The organism is Methylobacterium sp. J-068 (assembly GCF_022829445.1).
Lineage (GTDB): Bacteria > Pseudomonadota > Alphaproteobacteria > Rhizobiales > Beijerinckiaceae > Methylobacterium.
Genome location: NZ_JAKSXY010000109.1, coordinates 122,860 through 142,956 on the forward strand (window position 1 = coordinate 122,860; position 20,097 = coordinate 142,956).

Below are 20,097 nucleotides of genomic sequence, written 5' to 3' on the forward strand. Positions count from 1 at the left end.
CGAATGAAGACGCACGTCCCGACCGCACTTCTATTGATCTCGGTGAGCCTGGGAGTGTGGGCAAGCCTCCCCGCCACCGCCGCGCCGCGAAGCTACGCGCTGCCGGACCCGACAGCGCAGTTGCGTCCCGCGCCGGACCGACAGGCCGGGTTCGAGGCGGCACAGGCCAACTGCCTGACCTGCCACTCCGTCGACTACGTCGCCATGCAGCCGCCCGGGAAGGGACAGGCCTTCTGGGCCAGCGAAGTGACGAAGATGATCAAGGTCTATCATGCCCCGATCAGCGAGGCCGACGGCAAGGCCATCGCCGACTATCTCGCGGCGGCCTACTAGGGGCGGGCGTGGCGTCCGCGTCGGCCCCGGAGGTGGAACTTCAGAGGATGGCGGTGATGAAGGCGGCGACCTGCGCATGAGCGTTCGCGACCATCTGGGCCACGGGCTCGTCGGCGAAGTAGATCCGGCTCGCCGTCAGGGTCACGGCGACCAGCCAGAAGCCGATCACGGCGACGTTGCGCGCGCGGCGATCCCCCGCCGCCGACGTGCCCTGGCACGCGACTTCCACGGGTTCGCCGAACGGATCGTAGCTCATCGTCGGCTGGTCGGAACGCGTGCTCATGACGGTGAATGTCGCGCTTCGACCCTGCCCAATCAATGGATGGGTTTTGCGAAGATTTTCGCCACGGGAGAGTGTTGTTCTCCTTCGCTCACGCGGTACAGAATTTCCTTCCGCCTGCCTCCCGAGAAGGCATCATGAGCGTCAAGGGCATCACGACGGCACCCAGCGAGGCTCCCAGGTCGGGGGTCGCCGGTGGCGAGAATTCGCGTGGCGAGATCGCCCGCGGCAAGACGGCCGGTGGTCGGATCGCCTCGCTCCTGCCCGGAATCCTGGTCTGCCTCGCCGTCACGGCGGCGTCCCTGGCCGTGCAGGCGCTGGAGGAGCGTGCCACGGGGCATCCCTACGTCGAGGCGCTCGTCATCGCGATCCTGCTCGGGATCGCCCTGCGCACGCTCTGGAGCCCCGGCGAGCGCTTCCGGGCCGGCATCGCGTTCTCGGCCAAGCAGGTGCTCGAACTCGCCGTCACGCTGCTCGGCGCCTCCATCAGCCTCGGGGCCATCGTCGCGTCGGGCACGAGCCTGCTCACCGGGATCGTCGCCACGGTGGTCCTCGCGATCGTCGCCAGCTACGTCATCTGCCGCGTGCTCGGCCTGCCGGCCCGCATGGCGATCCTGGTGGCCTGCGGCAACGCCATCTGCGGCAACTCGGCCATCGCCGCCGTGGCGCCGGTGATCGGGGCCGACAGCAAGGACGTGGTCGCCGCCATCGCCTTCACGGCCGTGCTCGGCGTCCTCATGGTGCTCGGCCTGCCGCTCTTCATCCCGCTCGTCGGGCTGTCCGAGCACCAGTACGGGACGCTGGCGGGATTGACGGTCTACGCGGTGCCGCAGGTGCTCGCCGCCACCGTCCCGGTCGGCATCCTGGCCACGCAGGTCGGCACGCTGGTCAAGCTGGTGCGCGTCCTGATGCTCGGCCCCGTCGTGGTCGCGTTCTCGTTCATCGCCCAGCACCTGCCGGCGGAGGGCGCGGTGGCCAAGGCGAAGCCCGGCCGCCTCGGCTTCTTCAAGATCGTGCCCTGGTTCATCCTGGGCTTCCTGGCGCTCGCGAGCCTGCGCTCCCTCGGCCTCGTTCCCGAGACCGCCTCCCAGCCGATCACCCGTCTGGCGGGCTTGCTCACCGTGGTGTCGATGGCGGCCCTCGGCCTCGGCGTCGATGTGCGGGTGCTGGCCCGGGTCGGCGGCCGGGTCACGCTCGCGGTGACGGGCTCGCTCGTCGTCCTGCTCGCCGTCAGCCTATCGCTGATCTGGGCCCTGCGGATCGCCTAAGATCCGCCCCGGCGGAACCCCGGTCAGCGCGCCCGAGGCCGAGACGGCTCTCGACCGCCCGCGCCGGGAAGACCGTGACGGCGGAGCGGGTGCCCAGGCTCGCGCCACCCTGCATCGAGCGAGCAAAGCGAGCCTGGATGCGTTTTGATGGAATCATCCGAGCGAAGCGTAAGACGCTGTCGATGCTCAGGAAAAGAATGGTGCCCAGGGACGGAGTCGAACCGCCGACACTGCGATTTTCAGTCGCATGCTCTACCAACTGAGCTACCTGGGCCGCCGCCGGTTCGCGTGAGCGGCACCGGCTGGAGCGGGGGTATAGGGGGTGGATTGCGGCCTGTCCAGCCTTGTTCGAAAGAGATTTCGCGGGCGGTGCCCGGCCTCGATCCTGGCCTCAATCCCGGTCGCGCGCGAGCCCTCCGGACCCCGCCGCATCCTCGTCCTCGTCCTCGGCCGTCGGGATGGCGTAGCGGTCGGTCAGCCAGCGGCCGAGATCGATATCGGCGCAGCGTGCCGAGCAGAACGGGGTGAAGGCCGCCTCGGCCGGCTTGCGGCAGATGGGGCAGGGCTCGGCCTTCGGGGCCCTCCGGCGCCCCGGCATGGGGTCCGATGCGCTCACAGGGCGCCTCCCCAGGTCTGGCGGACCGGGAATCCCTCCCCTTCGAGGAGGCTCACCGTCTCGTAGAGCGGCAGGCCGACCACCGCGCTGTGCGAGCCGACGAGCTTGACCACGAAGGAGCCGGCGAGTCCCTGGATGGCGTAGCCGCCGGCCTTGCCGCGCCACTCGTCGGAGGCGATGTAGGCCTCGATCTCGCGCGACGAGAGACGCTTGAAGCGGACCCGCGTCTCGACCACCCGTTCGCGACGGGCATCCTTCGGCGAGAGCAGGCAGATCGCGGTGTAGACCCGGTGCTGGCGCCCCGAGAGCAGGCGCAGGCAATCGGCCGCCTCGTCGGGCAACTCGGTCTTGGGCAGGACGCGGCGCCCCACCGCCACGACGGTGTCGGCCGAGATCAGGTAGGCCTCGCGCATGTCGTCGCGCCGGCGCGCGGCCGCACCCGCCACCGCGAGCTTCTCGCGGGCCAGGCGCCGGGCGAGCTCGCGCGGGGTCTCGGACTTGCGCGGCGTCTCGTCGATGTCGGCCGGCAGCAGCGCGTCGGGCTCGATGCCCGCCTGTTGCAGCAGGGCGAGGCGCCGGGGCGAGGCGGAGGCGAGGACGAGGCGGGCGCTCCGGATGGGCTCCGCGGCGTTTCCGGTCGTGATCACGTGGGAGCCGTCATGCGTGGGGGTTGCATCCTGGTGCAGGGTCGAGGACGGCGCGGCGCCGGGGCCGCCCGATCGGAACGGGGCGATGCGGCGAACGCGCGGCCCGCCTCGCGCGGCCGCGCGGCGCGGCGGCGGGAACCTATCGGAAACCCTCCCGCTTGTGAACGCGCCTCGGCGGTCGCCGCCGGCCTCCCATCGCGGCGCCGGTTGGCGGCGGCGCGCGATCCGCGTCCGGGCCGAACCGCTCACCGTCATCCCCAGGCGCTCAGGCGAAGGAGCCGGTCTTGGCCGCGCCCGACAGACCGGTGAGCGAGGCGATCACCGGCCGCTGACCGAGCGGCGCCCGGCGGGTCTCCCGGGGGCGCCCGTTCTGCCAGACCACGTTCCCGGTCATGCCGGCTCCGGCGAGGATGCGCACGCAATCGAGGGGTGGGCCGGTGGCGATGGCCCCGATCACGACCGCGCCATGGCGACAACCATCCTGCGCTGCCGGCACTGGATCTCCCGGAGATGGTCGATCGCCCCGTTCTGGAGGGCGAGCAGCGCCTGCGGTTCCGCCTCGGCGTCGCGCCGCATCGAGACGTAGAACTCGAAGTCGCCCGGCTCCGTCCCGGAGACCTGGTTCAGAACGAAGGGAAACAGGCCGAGGCGCGACGCGAGGGCGGCGATGTCGAGGAAGGACAGGGGCGTGAAGACCCAGCAATGGCAATCCACGTAGCGGTCGGGCTCCGTCGCCTCCATGGCGCGCACCTGCGCGAGGGCGAGCGCCACCTCCCCGCAGAGCCTGGGCGCCGCGTCGACATCCACGCCGTCCCAGATCGCGGCGCTCTCCAGCGCGCGCGCCTCGTAGGTATGTGCGAAGGCCTGGCGCGGGCTCGGCCGGGTCAGGCCGAGCAGGTCGGCCTCGACCAGCTCGGCGATGGTGCTGTCGGCGCGGCCCGCGTCGAACATGAAGCGCCGGTCGGGCAGCGACAGGTTCAGCACGCCGCCCGGTCGCAGCACCGCGTGGATGCCGCGCAGCCAGCCGAGGAGGTTCGGCACGAACTGCGCCACCTGAGCACCGATGGCGAAATCGAGGTCGGAGCATCCGAGCAGCGCATCCAGCGGGCCGTCCCCCGTCCAGGCGTGGTCGATCGGCGTCGCGCCGGGCACACCCGCCTGCGCGTCGAGCGCGTGGTCGACATAGGCCACGCGGACGCCGGACGGGAGCGGGGTCGGGTTGGCGGCCGGCCCGAATTCCAGGCCCCGCGCCTCCGGGAGGGAGAGGTCGTGGGTGAGCCGCGCCAGGCGCCGATCCGAGGCACGGCGCGTCAGGAACGCATCCAACGACAACGATCCGGACTGCATGCCGCGCATCTTCCTTTCACGCCTCGGCCCGAGGGGGCGACCGGGCCCGAGCTTCATCGCTGAAACCACCAAATGTCCAGACCGCACCGCCGCATCGGAATCCAGGTGCTTTTCCGAGAAATCCGGCGCCGGACGCGATTTGTCGGACCGGCGCGAACCGGTATCGTGTTCCGCGAGGGAGAGACGCCGATGACCACGCCCACCACGGCCGAGCGCGCCGCACCGACGATCTACGACCGCGATCTCGACCGGAACCCGGCGAACCACCAGCCGCTGACGCCCTTGAGCTATCTCGACCGGGCGGCGCGGGTCTTCCCCGCGCACACCGCGATCGTCCACGGCCCCCTGCGGCGCAGCTATGCCGAACTCTACGCGCGCTGCCAGCGCCTCGCCGGCGCCCTCGCGGCGCGGGGCATCGGCCGGGGCGACACCGTCGCGGTGATGCTCGCCAACACGCCCGAGATGATCGAGGTGCATTACGGGGTACCGATGACGGGCGCCGTGCTCAACACCCTGAACACCCGCCTCGACGCCGCCGGCCTCGCCTTCTGCCTGGACCACGGGGAGGCCAAGGTGCTGATCACCGACCGCGAATTCGCGGCGGTGGCGGGCCCGGCCCTGGCGCAGGCCGGCGTGACACCCCTGGTGATCGACGTCGACGATCCCGAATATACCGGCCCCGGCGCGACGGTCGGGAGCCTGACCTACGAGGCGCTGCTCGCCGAGGGCGACCCGGACTGGGATTGGGCCATGCCGGGCGACGAGTGGGACGCGATCTCGCTCAACTACACGTCGGGCACCACCGGCGATCCGAAAGGCGTGGTCTACCACCATCGCGGCGCCGCCCTGCTCTGCCTCGGCAACGTCATCACGGGCGGGCTCGGGCAGCACCCGGTCTATCTCTGGACCCTGCCGATGTTCCACTGCAACGGCTGGTGCTTCGCCTGGACGCTCTCGGTGGTGGCCGGCACCCATGTCTGCCTGCGGCAGGTGCGGGCCGGCGCCCTCTACCGGGCGCTGGCCGAGCACGGGGTGACGCATCTGTGCGGGGCTCCGATCGTGATGCAGCTCCTGCTCAACGCCTCGGATGGCGAGCGCCGTCCTCTCCCCCGGCGCGTCGCCTTCCTCACGGCCGCCGCGCCCCCGCCCCAGGCGGTGCTCGCCGCCATGGGCAGCGCCGGCTTCGACGTCACCCACCTCTACGGGCTCACCGAGACCTACGGCCCGGCGGTGGTGAATGCCTGGCACCGCGACTGGGACGCGTTGGATGGGGACGCGCGTGCGGAAAAGATGGCGCGCCAGGGCGTGCGCTACCCCGTGCTCGAAGGCTTCGACATCCGCGACCCCGAGACCTGCGAATCCGTGCCGGCGGACGGCGAGACCATGGGCGAGGCCATGTTTCGCGGCAACGTGGTGATGCGCGGCTATCTCAAGAACCCGAAGGCGACCGAGGCCGCCTTCGCGGGCGGCTGGTTCCGCTCCGGCGATCTCGGGGTGAAGCACCCGGACGGCTACATCCAACTCAAGGACCGCTCGAAGGACATCATCATCTCGGGCGGCGAGAACATCTCCTCGATCGAGGTCGAGGACGCCCTGTTCCGCCACCCCGCCGTCGCCGCCGCCGCCGTGGTGGCCAAGCCCGACGCCAAGTGGGGCGAGACGCCGGTGGCCTTCGTGGAACTGAAGCCCGACGCCAGCGTGGAGGCCGACGTCCTCATCAGTTGGTGCCGTGAGCGGATGGCCGCCTACAAGCTGCCGCGCCAGATCGTGTTCGGGGAGTTGCCGAAGACCTCGACGGGGAAGGTGCAGAAGTATCTTTTAAGGGAGCGGGCGAAAGAGGGGTGAATCCGAGGCGAGCCAGCGTCCCCGGACCTGCCATGTTCAGCCATGGCCCACGCCGCACCGGGTCCTTCCGCTATCGGTGCGGCCGCATCACTCGGCCGCCTCCAAGGCGGAGGTCAGGCCAGCCAGGGCCTTGAGCTTCGCCAAGGCGTCGCGTTCGGTTCCCCTGTAGGAGACCACACCGTCCAAACGGGCATAAGCCAGCGCCAGGGTCTTTTCCTTCACAGGGTTCGTCTTCGCGCGCTCGACCAGCAGAGCGACGCGCCCTTCATGATGGCGATAGGCCTGTGCCTCCATCTTCGAAACGATGGCATGCAGCGCGCGCTCTTCGCTGGTCCCGATATAGATCGCTACAGGCGGCCGAGCGGCAGCGCGGACGACGACATCCGCCTCCGGCCCGACCATGTCCTGCGCGAGCTGCCCCTTCTCTTCGATGACGGCTTCGCCCTCGAAGGCGTGCTGGATAGCCGTGATGGCATCCTCGCGGAAAGCATTGCGGACGAACGGCGTGGACAGCAGGGCGAGATCCTGAAGCCGCAGCAGCAGCCCCATGAAGCGCACCGCAGCGGCGCCGATTTCCGACTCCGACAAGGATGAGGAACACAGGGTTCGCTCCTCCGGATCGAAGCGCGCGCCGAACTCTCGCAGAAGGTACGCGAACGCTTCACGACGCGACTTGCCACCGAGATCGACGCCGCACGCTTCGAGCATCGGCACCTGGTTGCCGTCATCCTCGACGCGCCAGCCCTTCTCGTTGTCACGCACGAGGTACATGAGAAGCGGGTCGCCACCGGCATCGGTATAGGATGTTTGGATCGCCCAGCCGACCGGTACGGGTCGAACCTCCAGAGCGTCGCAGAACGCCTGACAGAGAAGGTGCTTCATAAGTGTAGCTCCCCTTCCGAGAATTGAGATTCACCAGAAACGTTGAACGATCGAAAGGCAAGTTTCAGCGCATCGTGATGACCGACCTCGAAGGGAGCGGCGCCGCAAGTCCGTGAGCGGTCCCGGTCGAGCGGCTCCTTCACCACGCCCCGCACAAGACCATCGCAGGGACCGCGTTTGCAGTGAATGTGCCACCCCTTGTGCGAACGATGATGCTCCAGTCGCGCAAGCAAGGCATAGTCATTCCCATACCGTAGGCTCAGCCAGGCACGGTAATCGAACTTGCCTGCGTTGAACGCGATCAGGATCTTGAATTCCTGTCCCTTTGCCCGGGCATCGGCCACGCACCAATGCCACGAGGCACCGACTTGGTAGGAATGCGAGCGTGACAAAGGAAACGCGCTGGCGGGCATCTTCCTGCCGATGCTCCATGCGCCGAGATTGACGAGGACCTTGGGTTCACGGACCGCCAGCAATGCGCGCATTGCGGGAACATAACGCTCCACGCAACCCGGAGCCACACCAGAATCCCGCGCCTCGTCAGCTGACCCCAGCCAAAACAGAAAGGCCGGGCACTGGGCCCGGCCTTTCGATCATTCAGTAAACGCGGTTTTACGCGACGCTGCCCGAGCGCTCGAAGCGCTTGCGCTCGTTCGGATCGAGATACGTCTTGCGCAGGCGGATGGATTTCGGCGTGACCTCCATGAGCTCGTCGTCCTGAATCCAGGCGAGCGAGCGCTCCAGGGTCATGCGGATCGGCGGCGTCAGGCGCACGGCCTCGTCCTTCGAGGTGGTGCGGATGTTGGTGAGCTTCTTGCCCTTGAGCACGTTCACCTCGAGGTCGTTCTCGCGGTTGTGCTCGCCGATGATCATGCCCTGATAGACCTTGGCGCCGGGCTCGATCATCATCGGGCCGCGATCCTCCAGGTTCCACATGGCGTAGGCCACGGCCTCGCCCTTGTCGTTGGAGATGAGCACGCCGTTGCGGCGGCCGGGCATCTCGCCCTTGTAGGGCTCGTAGGCCTTGAACAGACGGTTCATGATCGCGGTGCCGCGCGTGTCGGTCATGAGCTCGCCCTGGTAGCCGATGAGGCCGCGGGTGGGCGCATGGAACACGAGGCGCAGGCGCGAGCCGCCGGACGGGCGCATCTCGATCATCTCGGCCTTGCGCTCGGACATCTTCTGCACGACGACGCCGGAATACTCCTCGTCGACGTCGACCACGACCTCTTCCACGGGCTCGAGGACGTTGTCGTTCTCGTCCTTCGACAGCACCACGCGGGGACGCGACACGGCGATCTCGAAGCCCTCGCGGCGCATGGTCTCGATGAGGATGGCGAGCTGCAACTCGCCACGGCCCGAGACGAAGAACGAATCCTTGTCGGCCGCCTCCTCGATCTTGAGCGTGACGTTGCCCTCGGCCTCCTTGAACAGGCGGTCGCGGATCATGCGGCTCGTGACCTTGTCGCCTTCGGTGCCGGCCAGCGGCGAATCGTTGACGATGAACGACATGGTGACGGTGGGCGGATCGATGGGCTGGGCCTGGATCGGGGTCTCGACCTGCGGATCGCAGAACGTGTCGGCGACGGTGCCCTTCACGAGACCCGCGATGGAGACGATGTCGCCCGCCTCACCGACCTCGATGGGCGCGCGCTCGAGGCCGCGGAAGGCCAGGATCTTCGAGACGCGGCCGGTCTCCACGAGCTTACCCGTGCGGTCCATGACCTTGATGGCCTGGTTCGGCTTCACCGTGCCCGACGCGATGCGGCCGGTGATGATGCGGCCGAGGAACGGGTTGGCCTCGAGCAGGGTGCCGAGCATCCGGAACGGACCCTCGTCCACCCGCGCCTGCGGCACGTGCTCGAGGACGAGGTCGAACAGGGGCGCGAGGCCCTGGGACTGGTCGCCGTCCGGCGCCGTGGCCATCCAGCCGGAGCGGCCCGAGCCGTAGAGGATCGGGAAGTCGAGCTGCTCGTCGGTGGCGTCGAGCGCCGCGAAGAGGTCGAACACCTCGTTGACGACTTCGGTGATGCGGGCGTCCGGACGGTCGACCTTGTTGATCGCCACGATGGGCTTGAGGCCGATCTTGAGCGCCTTGCCGACCACGAACTTGGTCTGGGGCATCGGCCCTTCCGCGGCGTCGACGAGCACGATCACGCCGTCCACCATCGAGAGGATGCGCTCGACCTCGCCGCCGAAATCGGCGTGGCCGGGGGTGTCGACGACGTTGACGCGGGTGTCCTTCCAGACGACCGAGGTCGCCTTGGCCAGGATGGTGATGCCGCGCTCCTTCTCGAGGTCGTTCGAATCCATGGCGCGCTCTTCAACGCGCTGGTTCTCGCGGAACGATCCGGACTGGGACAGCAGCTTGTCGACGAGCGTCGTCTTGCCGTGGTCGACGTGGGCGATGATGGCGATGTTACGAAGCTTCATGGGGTATCCGAAGCGAGAAGAGCCCGTCACGCGACGGGCCGCAGGAGGCGGCCGGCAGCGCCGGGTCACGGGATCGAGCTATCGCGTCGCAATATAAGGTGTGGGCCTCCGGGGCAAGGGGCGCCGAGCATGCCCCTCCCCCGCCGGGCGCGGGCGCGCTACTTCACCGTGAACGGCTGGGTGACGCGGGCTGTCTGACCGCTCACCCGGTCCTTCACGTCGAAGGTGAAGACGTAGTCCCCGGGCTCGATCGCGGTCAGCGTCAGGTCGAAGGAGAGGTGGATCTCGCGATTTCGGACGTGACTCGTGAAATTGCCCAGCGTCATCGCCTTGCGCTCCATCATGGTCTCACCCGCAGCCGTGGCGAGCGTCAGGTCGGCGAGGAAGCCGAACGAGACCTGATCGTCCTTGAGATCCTGCCAGGCGAAGCCGACGGGCTCCACGTAGAGGTTGAGCTGCTCTCCCGCCGAGAACACGTTCGTCGGCCGGATCGTGTAGCTGCCGAACGACGTGGCTGGGGAACTGACCAGCAGGGCGCGCCGCGTCGTGAAGGGCAGGCGCGACCAGACGTCCGCCGTCGCGTCCTCCTGGGCCTTCAGCTCGGCCAGGGTCGCGGGGCCGGTCGCGCGCGGCGGGACGGCGGCCTGCGCGGGTTGAGCGGCCTGCGGCGCGGGTTGGGCGGCCTGCGGCGCGGGTTGAGCGGCCTGCGGCGGCATGGAAGCCTGCGCCGCCTGGGTCTGGCGCAGGCGCGTGAGCAGGTCCCGGTTCGCTGAATCGTCGGGGTCGCGGCGAACCGCCTCCTCGGCATCCGTCAGGGCCCGGCGCAGGTCGAACCGGCTCTCGTGGGCCAGCCCCCGGAAATAGTAGTTGTTCGCGTAATCCGGCTCGATGCGAATCGCCTCGCCGAGGTCGGCGACGGAGCGGTTGTAGTCTCCGCTCTTCCGGTGGACGTTTCCGCGCAGGCGAAGCGCGCTCGCCCGCTTCGGATCCAGGGTCAGGACGATGTCGAGATCCTTGATCGCGAGTTCGTACATCTCCTTGTCGTCGTAGTTCGAGGCGCGGCGCTCGTAGGCGCGCGGGTCCTTCGCGTCGAGCCGGATCGAGGCGCTGAAATCCGCGATGGCCTGATCGTGGTCGTCCTGATCCTCGTAGGCGACGCCGCGATTGTAGTAGGCCGCCTCCTCGTCTTCCCGGCTGAGCTTCTTCCCCCGGCTCAGGACCTTGGTGCAGGCCGCGACCCGCGCCGCCGGCTCGGTGCCGGTGGCGAAGCAGGCGCCGTCGGCCTTGTCCGCCGCCAGCCCCGCGCCGGCGGACAGGCTCACCCCCAGGACGGCGCCGAACGCCACGGACCATGCTCGCATCATCCCGATCCCCCAGCGCCGCCCCTGCCTGGACGACCGGGAGCAACGGCACCCGGAACGGGTGTGATCGCGCAGTCCAAGGAAACAGGGCGTGACGTCGACAGACCTAGACGGCATCACCGCCTGCAAAGCAATGCGAGAAACTCACGATCCCGATCAGAACAACAGGATCGTTTCACAACTTCGATCCAAGAAAATTTTTGTGCCTGTATTTATCTGAACGATATGAACTACAGAAAATACTGGACACCAATCATAGAAAATCATACGATCAAATATAGATCGTCATAGCCGAAAAATATGGAAAGACGACCCGATCGGCAAGCGAGATGAAGATCGCCGATCGACCGATCGCATCATTCGGCGCCACGTTCGACCGGAGACGGGCCTCACGCGCGAACCCGGACGCCGTGCGCCAGGGTCAGGTGATCGGCGCCGGGTTGAACAGGGTCAGGTCGTTGAACAGGCCCCAGCGGTCCGACCAGGGCTGCTTGCGGCCGCTGGCGACGTCCAGGATCAGGCGGAACAGGTCCCAGCCGGTCTCCTCGATGGTGGAATGGCCGGTGGCGATGCGGCCCGCGTCGAGGTCGATCAGGTCGGACCAGCGCTCGGCGAGTTCCGTGCGCGTCGCCACCTTGATCACCGGCGCGTGGGCGAGGCCGTAGGGCGTGCCCCGGCCGGTGGAGAAGACCTGGAGGGTGATGCCGGAGGCGAGCTGAAGCGTGCCGCAGACGAAGTCGCTGGCCGGCGTCGCCGCGAAGATCAGGCCCTTGTCGCGCACGCGCTCGCCCGGCGCCAGCACGCCCGCGATGGCCGAGGTGCCGGATTTCGCCACCGACCCCAGGGCCTTCTCGACGATGTTGTTGAGCCCGCCCTTCTTGTTGCCGGGGGACGGGTTGGCGCGCCGGTCGGCGCCGCCCTTGGCGAGGTAATCGTCGTACCAGGCCATCTCGCGGATGAGCGCGTCGGCGACCTCGGGCGTGGCGGCGCGGGGCGTGAGCAGGTGGATCGCGTCGCGCACCTCCGTCACCTCGGAGAACAGCACGGTGGCGCCGCAGCGGACCAGCAGGTCGGAGGCGAAGCCGAGCGCCGGGTTGGCGGTGACGCCCGAGAAGGCGTCGCTGCCGCCGCATTGCAGGCCGATCACGAGGTCGGAGGCCGGGCAGGTCTCGCGGGTGCGCCGGTTGAGGATTTCGAGGCGGGCCTCGGCCATGGTCAGGATGCTGTCGAGCATCATCCCGAAGCCCGCGTGGCGCTCGTCCTGCAGCCGCACGACGCCCGTATCGGCGGCCGCGCCGCCGGCCGGGATGAGGCGCTCGGAGACGAGCTTCTCGCAGCCGAGGCCGACCACCATGACCTCGGCGCCGAAATTCGGGTTGCGGGCGAGGCTCTGCAGGGTGCGGATCGGAATCACCGCCTCGGGGGCGTTGATGGCGACCCCGCAGCCATAGGCATGGGTGAGGCCCACGACGTCGTCGACGTTGGGATAGCGCGGCAGCAATTCGCGCTTGATCCGCTGGATCGCCACGTCGAGGGTGCCCGCCACGCATTGCACGCTGATCGAGATCGCCAGGATGTTCTTGGTGCCGACCGAGCCGTCCGGGTTGCGGTAGCCCTCGAAGGTGTAGCCTTCGAGCGGCGGCAGCGGGGCGGGCACGCGGGTGGCGCGCTCCAGGGCGTCGAGGGCGGGGGCGACCGGCGTCTCGACGCTCGATTCCTCCACCCAGGAACCGGCCGGCAGCGGGCGCAGGGCGATGCCCACTACCTCGCCGTAGCGCCGGACCACCCCGCCCTGCGGGATGTCGGCGAGCGCCACCTTGTGCCCCTGGGGCACGAACTCCACCAGGGTCGGCCCGTCGGCGAACACCGTGCCGGCGGGCAGGCCGAAGGCGTTGACCACGATGGCGACGTTGTCGTCCGGGTGCAGGCGCAGGGTGCGGGGCACATCGCCGGCGCTCTCGGGCAGGGTGGCGGGTTCACCGAGCATGGATCGTTCCCCTCAGGCCTTGCGCAGTTCGACGCGCCGGATGTCGCCGACGATGAAGAGATAGGCCACCATCGCGACCAGCGCGTTGCAGCCGACGAAGACGAGCGCGCCGTTGAACGAGCCCGACGCCTGGACGAGGTAGCCGATCACGATCGGCGTGGTGATGCCGGCGGTGTTGCCGAACATGTTGAAGATGGCGCCGCTGAGGCCGGCGGCCTCCTTGGGCGAGGTGTCCGAGATCACCGCCCAGCCGAGCGCCCCGATGCCCTTGCCGAAGAAGGCGAGCGCCATGAAGCCGATTACGAAGGCCGGCGCGTCGACGTAGTTGCAGGCGATGATCGACATCGAGAGCAGCATGCCGGCGACGATCGGGATCTTGCGGGCCCGGGTGAGCGAGCCGGTGCGCTTCAGGATCGCGTCCGAGATCACGCCGCCGAGGATGCCGCCGAGGAAGCCGCAGAGGGCCGGCAGCGAGGCGACGAAGCCCGCCTGGAGCACGGAGAGGCCGCGCTGCTTGACGAGGTAGATCGGAAACCAGGTCAGGAAGAAGTAGGTCATCACGTTGATGCAGTGTTGCGCCACGTAGATGCCGACCAGCATGCGGTTGGAGAGGAGCTGGCGCACGATGGCCCAGTCGAAGCCCTTCTTGTCGGCGGGCTTCTGCGCATCGAGCGCCAGGAGCGCGCCGCCGGAGGCGATGTGGTCGAGCTCGGCCCGGCTCACGCTCGGATGGTCGGCGGGGTCGTGGATGACCCGCACCCAGACCAGGGCGAGCACGATGCCGATCACCCCCATGACGATGAAGGCGTAGCGCCAGCCGTATTCGTGCGTGACCCAGGCGGTGAGCGGCGCGAACAGCACGGGGGCGAAATATTGCGCCGAGTTGAAGATCGCGCTCGCCTTGCCGCGCTCGGCGCTCGGGAACCAGGCCGTCACGATCCGGGCGTTGCCGGGGAAGGACGGCGCCTCGGCGATGCCCACGAGGAAGCGCAGGGCGAACAAGGCGGCGACGGCCCCGCCGCCGAGGAAGCCGACCCAGCCCTGGAGCAGGGTGAACAGCGACCAGAAGAAGATGCCGCCGGCATAGACCCACTTCGAACCGTAGCGGTCGAGCATCCAGCCGCCGGGCATCTGCGCGGCGACGTAGGACCAGCTGAAGGCGGAGAGGATGTAGCCGAGCGTCACCGGGGTCAGGCCCAGCTCCTGGGACATCGGCGTGCCGGCGATCGAGATGATGGCGCGGTCGGCGTAGTTCACGACCGTGGTCGTGAACAGCATCAGCAGGATTCCCCAGCGCACGCGTCCCTGCGCGCGCGCCTCCAGCGGTAGAGCCAGCGCCATCGTTTCCACCCGGACCGATCGTTGTCTCGGCGCTGCGTCGAGCCCAGCGTCCTTTGACGTTCAGGGTTAGCGGGTGATTTATAATGCGTCCAATGCGATCAACGGATCGATCGATGCCGGATGGGTATCGATGATCAGTGCTCGTCGGCCTCCCGGCCGCCCGGCGCGGTTGCGAGCCTTCGCATCCGAACCGGTGGTCACGCCACGAGTACGAGCATCCGTTCCCCGGCGGCCCGGAAGCCCCGCCCCATCCTCTCGGGGCCGCGCGTCATACCGGTCGATCCCTTCGGGATGGCGGATTCGGGCTTCGCTCAGGCGCCGCGCGAACTGAGCGAGAGCGCCTCCGCTTGATCGAAGCGGAGACGGTGTCAGACCTCGCTTTCCCTCCCGGAAGAGGCCTCCTCCCCGGTGGGAAAGCGCGAACCCGCGAGGCGGGGGACCGACACCATCCCGCACGAAGCGTATAAGGTGCCGCGGGAGGCGGTCGGGCGGGAGCGGCGATGGAACTCAAGTGGATCGAGGACTTCATCAGCCTCGCCGAGACGCGCAGCTTCTCCCGCTCGGCCGAGGCGCGGTTCGTCACCCAATCGGCCTTCAGCCGGCGTATCCGTTCCCTGGAGGTCTGGCTCGGCACGGTGCTCCTCGACCGCAGCACCTACCCGATCACCCTCACGGCCGATGGCCGCCAGTTCCTCGAGACCGCCGAGGAGGTCGCCCGCCTCCTCACCCTGAGCCGCGCCGATTTCCGCAGCGGCCGCGAGCGCTCCAGCCTGCCCGTGGTGACGGTCGCGGCGCTCCACTCCCTCTGCCTGTCGGTCCTGCCCCGCTGGCTCTCGGGTATCCGCGAGGCGGTCGGGCCGATGGCGAGCCGCGTCCTGCCCGACAACTTCAACATCTGTGTCCAGGCCCTGGTCGAGGGGGGCTACGACCTGCTCCTGACCTATCATCATCCCGGAATCCCGATGCCGCTGGACCCCGCGCGCTATCCCCACCGGGTGATCGGGCGCGACAGCCTCGTGGCGGTGGCTGCGCCCCACGGGCTGCCGCCGGATTCCGAGGGGCGCCGGCCGCTGCTCCAGTATTCACGCGGCTCCTTCCTCGGCCTTCTCGCCTCCATCGCCCAGGCCAAGGAGGGCGCGCCCGTCACCTATCCGATCCACACCAACGAGAATTCCATGGCGGAAGCCCTGCGCTCGATGGCGCTGGCCGGCCACGGCGTCGCCTGGCTGCCCGTGAGCCTGGTGGCGGCCGAGATCGCGTCGGGCGCCCTCGAGGTGGTGAGTTCCGAGATGCTGATGGAGATCCGGCTCTATCGCAGCGCCGAGCGCGCGCGGCCCTTCCTCGACCTCGTCTGGGCCGCCGCGACACTAGATGAACCAAACTATGCGCTTCAGGAATAAACACGGTCGCAAGTAGCATTGGCGCGTCTCGCGATGCGGGATTAATCCCCTCCCCAGCGGCGAGCAGAGCCGCGATGGGACGCCGCGACGGCCCGGGTCCGGAAGGGCTTCGGCTACGGTCAGAGCCTCCCTCAGGACGTTTCACGAAGACCCTTCACGACGACACGAGGTGTGGCCGCTCGCGCGGCTCACGCCGGCGCGTCCGCGTGGCCGCTTCACCCCAGCCCGACCTCAACCAGCACGGCGTGCCGGACCGCGTCCGCACGCCAGGAGAGCGCCGTGACCTCGATTCCCGTCACCCATGTCCCGACCCGCACCGAGCACGATCTCCTGGGCGACCGGGCGGTGCCGCAGGCCGCCTACTACGGCGTCCACACCCTGCGGGCGGTGGAGAACTTCGCGATCACCGGCCGGACGCTCGCCGATTGCCCGGACCTCATCAACGCGCTGGCGGCGATCAAGCAGGCGGCGGCACTCGCCAACCGCGAACTCGGTCTCCTCGACGCGGCCCGCACCGACGCCATCGTGGCGGCCTGCGAGGAGATCCGTGGCGGCGCCCTGCACGACCAGTTCGTGGTCGACCTGATCCAGGGCGGGGCCGGCACCTCCACCAACATGAACGCCAACGAGGTCATCGCCAACCGGGCGCTGGAACTCCTCGGGCATCCGCGCGGCGCCTACGAGCACCTGCACCCCAACGAGCACGTCAACATGGGCCAGAGCACCAACGACGTGTATCCGACCGCCCTGAAGATCGCCGCCACCGGCGCGATCCGCCGGCTGATCGCCGCGATGGCCGCCCTGCGCGCCAGCTTCTCGGCCAAGGCGGCGGAATTCGCCGACATCCTGAAGATGGGCCGCACCCAGTTGCAGGACGCGGTGCCGATGACGCTGGGGCAGGAATTCGGCACCTACGCGCTGATGCTGCGCGAGGACGAGGCCCGGCTCGGGGAGGCCGCGCTGCTGATCCGCGAGATCAACATGGGCGCCACCGCGATCGGCACCGGCATCACCGCGCACCCGCTTTATGCCGCCCTCGTCTGCGCCCGCCTCTCGGAGATCACCGGCATCCCGCTGGAGACGGCCGAGGACCTCGTGGAGGCGACCCAGGATTGCGGTGCCTTCGTGCAGCTCTCGGGCGTGCTCAAGCGCGTCGCCGTCAAGCTCTCGAAGACCTGCAACGACCTGCGCCTCCTCTCGAGCGGCCCCCGCGCCGGCTTCAACGAGATCAACCTGCCGGCGCGCCAGGCCGGCTCCTCGATCATGCCCGGCAAGGTCAACCCGGTGATCCCCGAGGTGGTCAACCAGGTCGCCTTCGAGGTCATCGGCAACGACGTGACCATCACCTTCGCGGCCGAGGCCGGCCAGCTCCAGCTCAACGCCTTCGAGCCGGTGATCGCCTACAGCCTGTTCAACAGCCTGACCCACCTGCGCGCGGCCTGCGTCACCCTCGACGTCCACTGCGTCCAGGGCATCACCGCCAACCGCGAGCGGCTACGCGCCAGCGTCGAGCAGTCGATCGGCATCGTCACCGCGCTCAACCCCTATATCGGCTACCGCAACGCCACCGCCGTGGCGCTCGAGGCCCATGCCACCGGGCGCGGCGTCTACGAACTCGTGCTCGAGAAGGGGCTGATGGCGCGCGAGCAACTCGACGCCGTGCTCCAGCCGGACCGCCTAACGCGCCCGCAGGCCTTCGCGGCCGCCTGAGCGGGGCCGGGTCTCCCCTCCCCCCCAACGGGGAGGAGGGCCGCGGACCGCCAAGCCCAACCCGGGTCACGCCATGCCCCGGACGGAAACCCCAAACCCCGAGCGACCCGTCACGGGCGCCGAGAGCACGACACCGGGAGGAACATCATGACCCACAGCGACGCGACACCGGACGGCAGGAAATCCGGCCGCCTCACCCTCTACACCGGCATCGGGCTCGTGCTCGGCATCGCCGTCGGCGCCGTCCTGCACGGGATGGCGGCCGGGCCGGCGGAGGCCAAGGAGATCGCCGGATACTTCACCCTCTGCACCGACATCTTCCTGCGGCTCATCAAGATGATCATCGCGCCGCTGGTGTTCGCCACCATCGTGTCGGGCATCGCGAGCTTCGGCGACACCCGCACGGTGGGCCGCGTCGCCGCGATGGCCATGGGCTGGTTCCTCACCGCCTCCATCGTGTCGCTGACGCTCGGCTTCCTCGTCGCCAACCTGTTCCAGCCGGGCGCCGGCCTCGCCCTGCCGCTGCCGGATGCGGGGGCGCAGACCGGGCTCAAGGCCGCCTCGCTGAACCTGCGCGACTTCCTCACCCACGTGTTCCCGACCAGCATCGTCTCCGCGATGGCGACGAACGAGGTGCTGCAGATCCTGGTCTTCTCGATCTTCTTCGGCTCCGGCCTCAGCGTGATCGACCGCCGCTACGCCGATCCGATGGTCCACATGATCGACGGGCTGGCCCGCGTCATGTTCGCCGTCACGGACGCGGTGATGCGCCTGGCGCCGCTCGCGGTCTTCGCCGCCATCGCGGCCGTGATCACCGTCCAGGGCCTCGGGGTGCTGATCGATTACGGCAAGTTCATCGGCGCGTTCTATCTCGGCCTCGCCATGCTCTGGGTGATCCTGATCGGCGCCGGCTGGCTGGCGCTCGGCAACCGCGTCGTGCGCCTGCTGGACCTGCTGCGCGCGCCGATGATCCTGGCCTTCTCCACCGCTTCGAGCGAGGCCGCCTTCCCCCGCACCGTCGAGGTGCTGGAAAAGTTCGGCGTGCGCCCCCGCGTCACCGGTTTCGTGCTGCCGCTGGGCTACTCGTTCAACCTCGACGGCTCGATGATGTACCAGGCCATGGCCTCGCTCTTCATCGCCCAGGCCTTCGGCATCCATCTCGGCGTCGCCGAGCAGTTCACCATGCTCCTCGTCATGATGGTGACGAGCAAGGGCATCGCCGGCGTGCCCCGCGCCTCCCTGGTTGTGGTGGCCGCCACGGTGCCGATGTTCGGCCTGCCGGCGGCCGGCATCCTCCTGATCATGGGCGTGGACCAAATCCTCGACATGGGCCGCACCGTCACGAACGTGCTGGGCAACGGCCTCGCCACGGCGGCCGTCGCCCAGTGGCAGGGCGAGATGGACGGGGAGACCGAGGCGGCCCCGGCGGTGAGCGCGGCTTCGTCCGACGGGATCGGCGCCCTCGCGGCCGGCACCGCGCGGGCCTGAGCACCGGGCCTCAGGAAGCGACGAACACTGCCCCCTTCATCAGGGGGCGGGCGGTGCGGTAGAACGAACCGCGCCGGACGACGAAGGTCCCGTCCGGGCCGGCCTCCACGCCGGCATCGGCCGTGAGGATGCCCGAGGGCATCCCGACCCGCAGGCCGTTCCGGGAATCCGGACCCGCCATCGCGTGGACGAGGCTTCCCGGCAGGCGGGCCGCGACCGCGAGGCAGAGGGTGGCGGTCAGCGGCAGCGCCTGATGCGGCAGGCCGTTCGAGATCACCCGCGCGGTGAGGTCCATGTCCTTCGCGGCGAGCGCCTCGCCCGAGAGGGTCGTGGCGTCCCGTGGCGGCGCCACGAGGCCGATGAAGGGCACGTGGGTGATGCGCGCGGCCGCGTCGGGGTCGGGGGCGATCCCCATCGCCACGGAGGCCGCCACCCGGATGCGGGCCAGCCGGTCGAGCAGGCCGGGGATCGCCGCGAGGGCGTCCGGCCGCTCCGTTGCGGTCACATCGAGATCGGCGGCCGCCACGAACACGCAGGCATTGGCGGCATCGACCATCGAGACCGCGACGCTCCCGAGGCCGGGAACCGCGAGCCGGTCCCGCACGGCCCCGGTGGGGAGGAGGCGCCCCGTCGTGGCCCCGCCGGGATCGATGAAATCGAGGCGGACCGGCGCGGCCGTGCCGGCGACGCCCGGGATGGCGAGGTCCCCGGCATAGACCGCCCGGCCCTCCCGCACGGCGAAGGCGGCGTGCACGACCTTGCGCGTGTTGGTGTTGTGGATGCGGATCGTGACCGGGCCGTCTGCGGCCGCGACGATGCCCTCGTCGATCGCGAAGGGGCCGACCGCCGCGAGCATGTTCCCACAATTGCCGGAGAGGTCGATCCGGTCTTGCGTCACCGAGACCTGCACGAAGGTGTAGTCGAGGTCGGCATCCGAGCGCTCCGAGCGCGCGACGACACAGACCTTGGAGAGCGACGAGACCCCGCCGCCCATGCCGTCGAGCTGGCGCCCGAACGGGTCGGGGCTGCCCATGGCCGAGAGGAGGAGCGGCGTCCAGGCGGCGATGTCGTCCGGCAGGTCGCGCCGATGCAGCATCAGGGCCTTGCTGGTGCCACCGCGCATGAAGGTGGCGGGAAGCGTCGCGCGGGTCATGGGTGA

18 protein-coding genes and 1 tRNA gene are annotated in these 20,097 nt (G+C 69.2%); 6 read left to right on the forward strand and 13 right to left on the reverse strand.

Annotation, left to right across the window (positions count from 1 at the left end):
* The first annotated feature begins 3 nt into the window (after nt 1-3).
* Nucleotides 4-333, forward strand: coding sequence for a cytochrome c (locus MKK54_RS19200; RefSeq protein WP_244013160.1), 330 nt, complete (start codon nt 4-6; stop codon nt 331-333).
* A 40-nt stretch (nt 334-373) separates the two neighbouring features.
* Here MKK54_RS19200 and MKK54_RS19205 read toward each other — a convergent pair whose 3' ends face one another.
* Nucleotides 374-616, reverse strand: coding sequence for a hypothetical protein (locus MKK54_RS19205; protein WP_244013163.1), 243 nt, complete (start codon nt 614-616; stop codon nt 374-376).
* 134 nt (nt 617-750) lie between these two features.
* Here MKK54_RS19205 and MKK54_RS19210 point away from each other — a divergent pair, with 134 nt between their 5' ends.
* Complete coding sequence (locus MKK54_RS19210; protein ID WP_244013165.1) at nt 751-1,881, forward strand: YeiH family protein; 1,131 nt, start codon at nt 751-753, stop codon at nt 1,879-1,881.
* 198 nt (nt 1,882-2,079) lie between these two features.
* Here MKK54_RS19210 and MKK54_RS19215 read toward each other — a convergent pair.
* The 5 genes from MKK54_RS19215 to MKK54_RS19235 all read right to left on the reverse strand — a co-directional run bounded on the left by MKK54_RS19215 (nt 2,080) and on the right by MKK54_RS19235 (nt 4,491).
* Nucleotides 2,080-2,155 (reverse strand) — tRNA-Phe (locus tag MKK54_RS19215).
* Nucleotides 2,156-2,272: 117 nt separating this feature from the next.
* Nucleotides 2,273-2,479, reverse strand: coding sequence for a DNA gyrase inhibitor YacG (locus tag MKK54_RS19220; RefSeq protein ID WP_244013255.1), 207 nt, complete (start codon nt 2,477-2,479; stop codon nt 2,273-2,275).
* A gap of 14 nt (nt 2,480-2,493) precedes the next feature.
* Nucleotides 2,494-3,144, reverse strand: a complete 651-nt coding sequence (locus MKK54_RS19225; protein ID WP_244013167.1) for a Maf-like protein — start codon at nt 3,142-3,144, stop codon at nt 2,494-2,496.
* A gap of 265 nt (nt 3,145-3,409) precedes the next feature.
* On the reverse strand, nt 3,410-3,601 hold the full coding sequence (locus MKK54_RS19230; RefSeq protein ID WP_244013169.1) for a hypothetical protein: 192 nt from the start codon (nt 3,599-3,601) through the stop codon (nt 3,410-3,412).
* A complete protein-coding gene (locus MKK54_RS19235) occupies nt 3,598-4,491 on the reverse strand; it encodes a hypothetical protein (protein WP_244013171.1) in 894 nt (297 codons plus the stop codon). Before MKK54_RS19235 ends, MKK54_RS19230 begins: the two co-directional genes overlap by 4 nt.
* A gap of 189 nt (nt 4,492-4,680) precedes the next feature.
* On the opposite strand from MKK54_RS19235, the gene MKK54_RS19240 reads away from it, so the two are divergent.
* The gene (locus MKK54_RS19240; RefSeq protein ID WP_244013173.1) at nt 4,681-6,336 is read left to right on the forward strand and encodes an acyl-CoA synthetase; all 1,656 of its coding nucleotides are present in this window, start codon (nt 4,681-4,683) and stop codon (nt 6,334-6,336) included.
* A gap of 87 nt (nt 6,337-6,423) precedes the next feature.
* On the opposite strand, the gene MKK54_RS19245 is transcribed toward MKK54_RS19240, so the two are convergent.
* From MKK54_RS19245 to MKK54_RS19270, 6 genes are all read right to left on the reverse strand, one after another.
* Nucleotides 6,424-7,218 carry a DUF1828 domain-containing protein gene (locus MKK54_RS19245; RefSeq protein WP_244013175.1) on the reverse strand — a complete coding sequence of 265 codons (795 nt, stop codon included), beginning with the start codon at nt 7,216-7,218 and terminating at the stop codon, nt 6,424-6,426.
* The gene (locus tag MKK54_RS19250; RefSeq protein WP_244013177.1) at nt 7,215-7,703 is read right to left on the reverse strand and encodes a hypothetical protein; all 489 of its coding nucleotides are present in this window, start codon (nt 7,701-7,703) and stop codon (nt 7,215-7,217) included. Before MKK54_RS19250 ends, MKK54_RS19245 begins: the two co-directional genes overlap by 4 nt.
* A 127-nt stretch (nt 7,704-7,830) precedes the next feature.
* Complete coding sequence (gene typA / locus MKK54_RS19255; RefSeq protein ID WP_244013179.1) at nt 7,831-9,651, reverse strand: translational GTPase TypA; 1,821 nt, start codon at nt 9,649-9,651, stop codon at nt 7,831-7,833.
* A 158-nt stretch (nt 9,652-9,809) separates the two neighbouring features.
* Complete coding sequence (locus MKK54_RS19260) at nt 9,810-11,012, reverse strand: tetratricopeptide repeat protein (protein WP_244013181.1); 1,203 nt, start codon at nt 11,010-11,012, stop codon at nt 9,810-9,812.
* A gap of 421 nt (nt 11,013-11,433) precedes the next feature.
* Nucleotides 11,434-12,999 (reverse strand): galactarate dehydratase, encoded by a 1,566-nt coding sequence (gene garD, locus MKK54_RS19265; protein ID WP_244013183.1) that lies wholly within the window; start codon nt 12,997-12,999, stop codon nt 11,434-11,436.
* A 12-nt stretch (nt 13,000-13,011) separates the two neighbouring features.
* Nucleotides 13,012-14,340, reverse strand: a complete 1,329-nt coding sequence (locus MKK54_RS19270; RefSeq protein WP_244013185.1) for an MFS transporter — start codon at nt 14,338-14,340, stop codon at nt 13,012-13,014.
* Between the two features lie 500 nt (nt 14,341-14,840).
* Here MKK54_RS19270 and MKK54_RS19275 point away from each other — a divergent pair, with 500 nt between their 5' ends.
* The 3 genes from MKK54_RS19275 to MKK54_RS19285 all read left to right on the forward strand — a co-directional run bounded on the left by MKK54_RS19275 (nt 14,841) and on the right by MKK54_RS19285 (nt 18,938).
* Complete coding sequence (locus MKK54_RS19275; protein ID WP_244013187.1) at nt 14,841-15,740, forward strand: LysR family transcriptional regulator; 900 nt, start codon at nt 14,841-14,843, stop codon at nt 15,738-15,740.
* Nucleotides 15,741-16,019: 279 nt separating this feature from the next.
* Entirely contained in the window at nt 16,020-17,450 is a 1,431-nt protein-coding gene (gene aspA, locus MKK54_RS19280; RefSeq protein ID WP_244013189.1) for an aspartate ammonia-lyase, read from the forward strand.
* A 147-nt stretch (nt 17,451-17,597) separates the two neighbouring features.
* Nucleotides 17,598-18,938, forward strand: coding sequence for a dicarboxylate/amino acid:cation symporter (locus tag MKK54_RS19285; RefSeq protein WP_244013191.1), 1,341 nt, complete (start codon nt 17,598-17,600; stop codon nt 18,936-18,938).
* A 10-nt stretch (nt 18,939-18,948) separates the two neighbouring features.
* Here MKK54_RS19285 and MKK54_RS19290 read toward each other — a convergent pair whose 3' ends face one another.
* A complete protein-coding gene (locus MKK54_RS19290; RefSeq protein ID WP_244013193.1) occupies nt 18,949-20,091 on the reverse strand; it encodes a 2-methylaconitate cis-trans isomerase PrpF family protein in 1,143 nt (380 codons plus the stop codon).
* Nucleotides 20,092-20,097: the final 6 nt, after the last annotated feature.